A 6,579-nucleotide genomic window follows, 5' to 3' on the forward strand; every position below is an offset into this window, starting at 1 on the left:
CCGGGTCAGCCCCAGGCCATCTCGCCCTTCGCGACCTTCGTGCCGAGCGACGCGGCGATCCGCAACCCGGCGTCCGGGTAGGCGGCCAGCAGCCGCTCCTCGGCGGTGGCCGCGTCGGCGGACTCGGCGACCGTCTTCTCGAAGAACCGCAGGTACTCGGCCGTGTGCCGGATCGCCGTCCGGTCGGTGGGCGCGCCGGCGACGCGGTGGCCGGCCACGACGAAGGCCGGTTCCAGCGCCTCGAGGTCGTCGAGGACGCGGAGCCACTCCGCGCGCTGTTCGGTGGTCGCGCTGTCGGCGGTCCAGACGTGCAGGCCCTCGAACAGCAGCACCCCGCCGAGCAGGGCGCGCCCGGCCGGCTCGAAGACGTACCAGGCGCGGTCGCCCAGCGCCGTGCTGCCGCGGCGGACTTCGAGCGCGGCACCGTCCACAGTGAGCGAAGGCGTGGTCAGCGGCGTGAGGTCCACCAGCCGGGTGGGCAGGTTGGCGCCCAGGTGCGCCCACGCGGTCAGCTTCCCCTCGTAGGTCGCGCGGATGTGCTCGATGACGTCGGCCGGTGCCAGGAACACCGCCTCCGGGAAGGCGTCGGCGAGGACCTCGGCGCCGAAGTAGAAGTCGGGGTCGCCCGCCGTGACCAGCACCGTGGTGAGGCGCTTGCCGGAGTCGAGGACCTCGGCGACGATCCGGTGCCCGTCGGCCCGGGTGAAGGCCGCGTCGACGACGACGGCCTCGGTCTCGCCGGTCACCAGCACGCTGGTCTTGTTCAGCGAGCTGTCGGCCGCGTCGATGACGCGGTAGTCGAGGGTGCTCATGGGGATTGTCCTTTCGGGGTCACGCGGAAACGGAAGCGAGGTGGCGGTCGAGGGCGCCGGTCAGGTGGGCGGGGGCGGCCGCCCGCAACGCGGCGAACCCGCCGGCGGCGGCCGTGGAGTCCATCCGGAACCGGCCGTCGGCGACGAGCACCTGGGTAGCCGGGCCCGAACCGGGCGCCGGTCAGCTCGGCGATGCGGGCGTTGGGCCGTGGCACCAGCCGCAGCAGGCGTCGAACACAGAGGTCAATTTCGCGGTCATGGGCCCAGGTTAGGAAGCTGAACTGGGCTTTTCACGGTACTGACGTGACGTATCGTGGTGAAAATGGGACAGAGCATCCGGCCCGTCCGGTACGCGCCGCCGCCCGGGGTGACCGGCGAGATCGAGCTCACGTCGCTGGCGCGGATGCGGGCCCGCGGCGGCCCGCAGGAGTTCGTCGCCCCGCAGCGCCTCGGGTTCGACCTGCTGATCACCGTCGAGTCGGGCCACGCCGTGCACACCGTCGACTTCACCGGCCACCCGCTCGGGCCCGGCGACCTGCTCTGGGTGCGGGCCGGTCAGGTGCAGCAGTGGGGCGACGTCGAGGCCGTCGAAGGACCGGTGCTGCTCTTCACGCCGTCCGCGATCGACAGCGCCACCTGGGAGCTCGTCCGCTCCGCGGGCGTGGCCACCCCCAACCACTGGGCCGGCGGGACGGTCGCGGGCACGCCCGCGGCGGCCGCGCTGACCGCCGCGTTCGCCACCGCCGCGGCCCCGGGCGCGAACCTCCGGGACGCCGCGCTGGCCCGCGCCCTGGCCGCGGCGCTGCTGCTGCTCGTGCTGGCCGTCCCGGAGGGCAGCGGCCGGCGGCCGCCCACGCACCAGGCGTTCGTGTGGTTCCGCGAGGAGCTGGAGCAGCACTTCCACGAGCGCCACCAGGTCGCCGCCTACGCCGCCCGGCTGGGCTACTCGGCGCGCACCCTCAACCGGCTGGCCCGCGAGAACACCGGCCTGAGCGCCAAGCAGCTCATCGACGAACGCATCGTGCTGGAGGCCCGGCGCCGGCTGGCCCACGACCGCGACCCGGTCGCCCGGATCGCCGCCGACCTCGGCTTCGACGACGCGTCCAACTTCTCGAAGTACTTCCAGCACCGCACCGGGACCACGCCGGCCGCCTTCCGCGAGCGCGTGCGGAGGTCCTGACGCCGGTTTCGGGCCCCGGACCAGCAGTGGACGGCGCGCCGGGTGACTCCGGCCGCGCGTAACAGGGCGGCCGGAGCCCGCGACTCAGCGGGTGCCGGACGCCGGGGCCGATGCGCCGGTGCCGGCGCATCGGTGTCGTCCCGGGGAGGTGCGATGGCTGCTGCACGACCGTCCGAGCCGGGCGCGTTGACGACCGGCGTCCCGGCCCGCCCCGGACACTCCCGGCCGGGGCCGTCGTGAAGGTCCGGCCGATTCCCTTCCCCGAGAAGAACGGCACTGTGCCGTTCAACGCCTCCGGCGTGGTCCGGGTCGGGGCGCGGCACTTCGTCTTCGTCGACAACAAGGACCCCACCGCCCTGTTCGAGCTGGCCTTCGACGCCCGCGTCGTCACGGTGGAGCGGATCCACCGGCGGCGGCTGGCCGGCCCGGGCAAGGGCGACCTGCGCGACCCCGAAGGGCTCACGCGGATCGACCTGGGCGGGGAAACCTTGCTGATCGTCGCCTCTTCGCTGTGCGTCGCCGACGGGCACCGGGTCAGCGACGGCCTCGTGCGCGTCCGGTACCGGCGCGACGGCGACCTGCCCGCCGAACCGATGGACGGCTTCCGTGACTGGCTGCTCGACCGCCTGCCGGCGCTCGCCGAGGCGGGACGGCTGGAGCCGGATGCCGGCGGCCTGAACGTCGAGGGCCTCACCTGGGACGCCGGCACCCTGCTGTTCGGGCTGCGGGGGCCGGCCGCGCCCGGCGAAGCCGCGGTCGTCCGGATCCCGGCCGACGTCGGGGCGGCGCGGTGGACGACCGCGGTGCTCGGGGCCCCCGAAGTCGTTCCGGTGCGCCTGCCGGAGCCGGGCGTGACCTGGGGGATCCGCGACCTGTCCGACACCGGCCCGGACGGGGACCTGCTGGTGCTGCTCGGCCGGTCGGCCGGGACCGGGGACGCGCCGTTCCGGCTCGGCAGCTGGGACCCCGGCCGCGGCCGGGTCGAGCTGCTCGACGTCGCGTTCCACCGGACCGCGAAGCCGGAAGGCGTCACGGTCTTCACGGCCGGCGGCGAGCAGCGGATCCTCGTCGTCGACGACGCCGGCGGGTACGCCGTGCTCTGATCAGGAGAAGTACAGCTTCGAGGGGCCGGGATCCTGGTACACGCGCGGTTTCCCGGCCGGCGTCGGGTCCGTGCCGAACGCCGCGCTCAGGCCGGTGCCGACGTTCTCCAGCGTGAAGTAGCCGCTGGAGGTGAACTGGTCGTCGGCCGGATCGGCCGGGCGGACCGCGAAGGCGTCTTCCGCGGCCTGCGTGGCGAGCAGCCGGTGGCCCTGGGCCGAGGTCGTCGTGGTCGCGTGCAGGAACCGGCCGGACGCCTTGCCGCGCACCGACTGCCCGCCGCCCGAGGTGGCGAAGCACCACAGATCCGCGTCGTCGACGTTCGCCGGCCGGAGCCGGTGGGTGACCTCGAAACCGTCCGCCACGGCTTCGGTGCCGCCGGCGTGCATGCACTCGTTGGTGACGTCCTCGCGGACGTAGGCGCCTTCGGTGCCCGGCAGGCCGCCGCAGAGGTAGCCGGCGGACGTGGCCAGCCGCAGCTGCTTGCGCACGGCGGTGAGCTGTACCGGGACGCCGGGCACGCCGAGCCCGGTCAGCACCGTCGCCATCCGGTCGAGCAGCGGCTTGAGCACGTCCTGCTGGGTCCGGAAGCCGAACACGGTCTCGCGGTATTCGCGGATCCGGTCGAGCACCTGCGCGCGCCGGCCGGGGTCGTCGCGCACCAGCTTGGCGAGCAGCCCGGCCGTGTCGAGCCGGAAGTGCCGGGCGGGCTGGAGGGTCTGGTCGAGGCCCCACGGGATGAGCTTGAAGTCGATGTCGCCGACACCCGGCTGGGCGACGGCGACCACGTCGTTGTACACGTAGGTGTTGTTGGTGTTCCGCGAGTAGCCGTCCCAGTGCTTGAGGAAGAACTCCATCGCGTAGAGCCGGGTGAACTGGTCGAGGTCGAAGACTTCGGCCGCACCGGCCACGCCGTGCGCGGCGATGTGGTCGATGGCGAACCGCAGGTCGGCCTTGTCGTCGAACTGCGACAGCGGTTCCACGCCGATGAACGGGAATCGCCCGTCGACGAAGTCGTCCTGGTGTTCGATCTCGTACAGATTCCCCTTGACGTTGCCGAAGTTGCGCTCGATGTAGCGCGGCATGACCGGTTCGACGTTCACGAAGACGCCGGGGCTGTCGACGCGGGCGACGCCCTGCCCGATCGGCGTGCCGTTCACGAGCACCCGCGCGTAGTTCGCCCGGGAATGGGGCAGCCCGGCGAGCTCGAACAGTTTGTAACCGAGCAGCTGCCGCGTATAGGAGAGGTCCTGGACGGAGTTGTTGAGCGTCAGGTACCGCGAGCCGATCAGCTGCGCGACCGGCGCCTTGTTCGCGTCGAGGAACTTGCCGAAGTCGATGTGCAGGCAGGGTTTGTCGCTGTCGATCGAGCCGCAGAAGGACTTCTTCTTGATCCCGGCGTCGGCGAACGACGTCCGCGCCGGGAACTTCGTCCCGGAGATCGTCACCGTCGTCGCCTTCCGCCAGGTGTAACGGCTTCCGGCGGCCCAGTCGAAGTTGCACACCCCACCGGCGGGCTGCTCGGTACGCACCGCGTCCCAGTCCGCCGGCGGCAGCGTGATTTCGATCGTCAGCACGTTGTCGACGTCGTAGAGTGCGTCGAGGGCGTGCTGCTCCTGGCTGCTCATCTCGTCAGTGTACGGCGGAATTCGCCTGTTCCCGGCGACGGAATTGCGTCGAAATCCCGGAGCGGCTGTGGCGGTGCCGGGACTGGACGACGACCCGGCCCGGGGAGCAGGCGATGGTACACAAAGGACACAGCCGGTCGTTCGACGCACATCTACCTGCGGCCCTCCAGGCCCGTCGAAGACCGGGACGGCACCGGGCTGGCCGAGGCCGTGCGCGGGGGACACCCGAGTACCGGTAGTACGTCAAGCCGGGCAGCTCGCGTCGGATCGCGGCGGTTCCAGCGTCAGCAGGTAGCGGTCCACGGCCGAGCGGGTGCAGGCCGTGCGCGGGTAGACGCCGTGGCCCGAGCCCTCGTACGTCAGCAGGGTCGTGTTCGCCGGTGCCTGGTGGTGGATGGTCAGGGCCCAGGCGTACGGCGTCGCGGGGTCGTATCGGGCGTTCAGCAGCAGGATCCGCGGCGCCCGCGGGATGCTCAGCCGGTGGGGCGGGTTCGACGGCGGGCCGTGGACGCCCAGGCACGCCATCGCCTCGTCGTGGCTCAGCATGCTGCCGCGCATGAGCGGTCCGCGGCGCAGCTCTTCGGCGTGCAACGCCGTGTACTGCGCGAAGTTCCGGATCCGGAGGTCGAAGTCCTGGCAGACGACGGCGAGGCGGATCGAGGCGTAGTTGTACTCGAACTGCGCGGTCATCGGCGGCCGCCCGGCGAGGGTGTCGGCGATGGCCTGGGCCGCGTCTTCCCAGTCCGGCCCGTACATGTCCTCGAACACCCGGTCGCGCAGCCAGTTGTGCGGCGCCGGCAGCCCGTCGGCCACCGCGAGGGCCTGCGGCCAGACCGCCAGGACGTCCCGGCCGTGCAGCGCGCAGGTCGTCGTCCGGTCGCACCAGGCGGCGAACTGGCGGAGCAGCTCGTCCGCGGCGGCGGCGCGGTCGCCGAGGAAGCGCTCGAGGCCGGCGCTGTGGTCGATGGAGCTGTCGAGCACCATCGCCCGCACCCGGTCGCCGTGCAGTTCGGCGTACTGCTGGCCGAGCAGCGTGCCGTAGGAGATGCCGTGGAAGCTGATCCGGGCTTCGCCGAGTGCGCGGCGGACCGCGTCCATGTCCTGGGCGTTGACGGCGGTGTCGGCGTGGTCGAAGACGGGCAGGTTGCGCGCCCGGCACGCGGAGACCGCTTCATCGCTGTAGCTGCGCAGCGCGTCGAACTGCGCGCGGCCGGCCGGCTCGTCGTCCGGCGGGGCGGTCGTGCTGTCGCACCGGATGAATGCGCTGCGGCCGGTGCCGCGCAGGTCGAAGCCGACGACGTCGAACCGGGCCCGGACCTCCGGGCTGAAGAAGGACGGCGACAGCGCGAACTCCGCCCCCGACGAACCGGGGCCGCCGGCGTCGGCCAGCAGCACGCCGAGCCGGTGTGCGGGGTCGGTGGCCCGGTGCCGGGCCACCGCGAGGGTGATCGACGGGCCCCACGGCCGCGCCCAGTCCAGGGGCACCTGCAGGGTGCCGCACTCGCCGTCGGGTGCGTCGGGACTGTCCGGATCGTCGGGACAGGTGGTCCAGGCGATCGGCGACGGCGACCAGCCGGGGCCGGCCACGGCGGGCGTGCCGCCGGTGAGGAGGAACAAGCTCCCCAGAACAGCTCCGAAGATCCGCATGCCGCCTCCCCGTGTCGACTCGCCGACCGTAGGGCTCCCCGGGCCCGGGCCGCAAGGCGCCGGGCGTCCGCGCCGATCGCGACAATCGGCGAGGACACCATTACGGCGTGAAGTTTGTCCGCTTGACGGAGAGCGTGAAGATCTGCGGCGAGCGCCGTCTCGGATCGATCATTTCACCGATCCCGGCGTTACCCGCCAATCGGGTGACGTC

6 protein-coding genes are annotated in these 6,579 nt (G+C 72.7%); 2 read left to right on the forward strand and 4 right to left on the reverse strand.

All coding sequences use genetic code 11. The annotated features are described in order from the left end of the window. Window positions 1-5: 5 nt before the first annotated feature. Complete coding sequence (locus tag AB0M93_RS18845; protein WP_364275053.1) at window positions 6-812, reverse strand: MBL fold metallo-hydrolase; 807 nt, start codon at window positions 810-812, stop codon at window positions 6-8. Between the two features lie 19 nt (window positions 813-831). Continuing rightward, a complete protein-coding gene (locus tag AB0M93_RS18850) occupies window positions 832-963 on the reverse strand; it encodes a hypothetical protein (RefSeq protein ID WP_364275055.1) in 132 nt (43 codons plus the stop codon). Between the two features lie 171 nt (window positions 964-1,134). Here AB0M93_RS18850 and AB0M93_RS18855 point away from each other — a divergent pair, with 171 nt between their 5' ends. Next, a complete protein-coding gene (locus tag AB0M93_RS18855) occupies window positions 1,135-1,992 on the forward strand; it encodes a helix-turn-helix domain-containing protein (protein WP_364275057.1) in 858 nt (285 codons plus the stop codon). A 236-nt stretch (window positions 1,993-2,228) separates the two neighbouring features. Next, the gene (locus AB0M93_RS18860; protein WP_364275059.1) at window positions 2,229-3,095 is read left to right on the forward strand and encodes a DUF3616 domain-containing protein; all 867 of its coding nucleotides are present in this window, start codon (window positions 2,229-2,231) and stop codon (window positions 3,093-3,095) included. Here AB0M93_RS18860 and AB0M93_RS18865 read toward each other — a convergent pair whose 3' ends face one another. Both AB0M93_RS18865 and AB0M93_RS18870 read right to left on the reverse strand, forming a co-directional pair. Further along, window positions 3,096-4,721, reverse strand: coding sequence for a CotH kinase family protein (locus AB0M93_RS18865; RefSeq protein WP_364275061.1), 1,626 nt, complete (start codon window positions 4,719-4,721; stop codon window positions 3,096-3,098). 243 nt (window positions 4,722-4,964) lie between these two features. Beyond that, the gene (locus tag AB0M93_RS18870) at window positions 4,965-6,368 is read right to left on the reverse strand and encodes an alpha/beta hydrolase (protein ID WP_364275063.1); all 1,404 of its coding nucleotides are present in this window, start codon (window positions 6,366-6,368) and stop codon (window positions 4,965-4,967) included. Window positions 6,369-6,579: the final 211 nt, after the last annotated feature.

The sequence above is a fragment of the Amycolatopsis sp. NPDC051102 genome (assembly GCF_040682815.1).
Lineage (GTDB): Bacteria > Actinomycetota > Actinomycetes > Mycobacteriales > Pseudonocardiaceae > Amycolatopsis.